The 1421-nt window shown below is 50.2% G+C and carries 1 protein-coding gene and 1 pseudogene; both read right to left on the bottom strand.

Annotation, left to right across the window (positions count from 1 at the left end):
- Positions 1-741: 741 nt before the first annotated feature.
- A pseudogene (locus HNP46_RS35615) lies at positions 742-879 on the bottom strand (transposase domain-containing protein); the annotation flags it as partial.
- A 181-nt stretch (positions 880-1060) separates the two neighbouring features.
- Positions 1061-1336, bottom strand: a complete 276-nt coding sequence (locus tag HNP46_RS35610; protein WP_221455242.1) for a group II intron maturase-specific domain-containing protein — start codon at positions 1334-1336, stop codon at positions 1061-1063.
- Positions 1337-1421 lie beyond the last annotated feature (85 nt).

Below are 1421 nucleotides of genomic sequence, written 5' to 3'. Positions count from 1 at the left end.
ATCGGTCATTACTCTAGTTCTGGTCATTTTTATTTAACCTCATCACCGATAATTTTTCAATTATAGCTGGCAATGCATTGGTTTGCATTGAAAATATGGATCTCGTAAGCCTCAATCCTTCTTTTCGTAATAGTCTGGCGAATTCACATGTCGTCCTCTGGCAGAGCGCGCCTGTTATGACGTAGAGCGGCTATTAGGCTATTTGCAATTGTTCGTGTGAACTTTGAGGCGCTCAAATATCCGATGTGAGTGGCGAGTTCCGCGCCATGTAAAGGTCCGGGATCATCGTCTAATATTTAAGCCTGGCGCCGAATGCTCTCGGGAGACAGGGGAGGTTATTGAGTTAGATTTTAATTCGCTGGAAATGCTATGATTCTATTGAGCGTTTGATGCACGCCCGAGGGGCAAGATCTAGTCAGTATTTTCCGAATAATTATTGGCTGCCGGCAAGTTAATATGAGGATTTAGAGTAATTTCAGGAGGTCAATTTTTTGAGCGCTTATCTCTAGTGTGGTGTTACAAAAATACCCCTGAAAATTATTGGCTCAGGGATAGTCTGAAGTGGCCTGCGTTCCTGGCCAACTTCAGCGTCTGCCGATTTTGAAAGCGGCCTCTCGATCCACAGCACTCAGATTCGTCGTGCTTCACTCTCTTTCTCGCTTCCGCGAGCCCCCACAGCAGCCATTTTCCGCATTACAGGCGCACCTCTCCGTATGCGTCCGGCGATCACGCCTTGCGTAACTAAACCGGCTGCCACTTATGCGGCAGGCGCGTGAGGACATCCTTCAGATACACGTACGGATCATGACCATTCAGCCGCGCAGACTGGATCAAGCTCATGATCGCCGCTGCCCGTTTACCGCTGCGCAGCGAACCTGCAAGTCGAGTCAGCCGAAGGGAGTTTCACCCCTCGGCTGCTCACAGAACCGTACGTGACAGTCTCCCGTCATACGGCTCTTGATTACACATTCGATGCACGTAGTAAATACCAATGCGCGAACAACTGCGGGTTCTCTCTTCGAACAAGACGCAGCCGATGCTCCGCTTGATGTATAGAGATTCAGTACTTGCTCTTCATCCATTTGAGCAGGCGCGATTGCAACGCGCTCCACAGTCGATAGCTGAAATTTCTGTACCAGAATCTGCCGTAGTATTCGATCCATCCTCGAATCACCGCGTTGTACCTGCGAGAAAAATCTCTCAGGTCATCCGTCGTGGATCGATGAATGCGCCAGTGTTTGATCGTGTCTACCATCCTGCGCATCGCCTTCATCGACGCTCCCGGCATGCACTTACGAAAGAGTTCGCCCTTGGAGTTCTTCAGGGTGAATCGCACCGGGTTTCGTGGAGGCCTCAACTCTTGAGAAGATGAGGCCATGAAAAAGACCACGACCTACTCCCCCGAAGTCCGCGAACGCGCT

Source organism: Pseudomonas nitroreducens, from assembly GCF_014204515.1.
GTDB classification, from domain to species: Bacteria; Pseudomonadota; Gammaproteobacteria; order Pseudomonadales; family Pseudomonadaceae; genus Pseudomonas; species Pseudomonas nitritireducens_A.
This window is presented reverse-complemented; position numbering and strand designations above follow the sequence as displayed.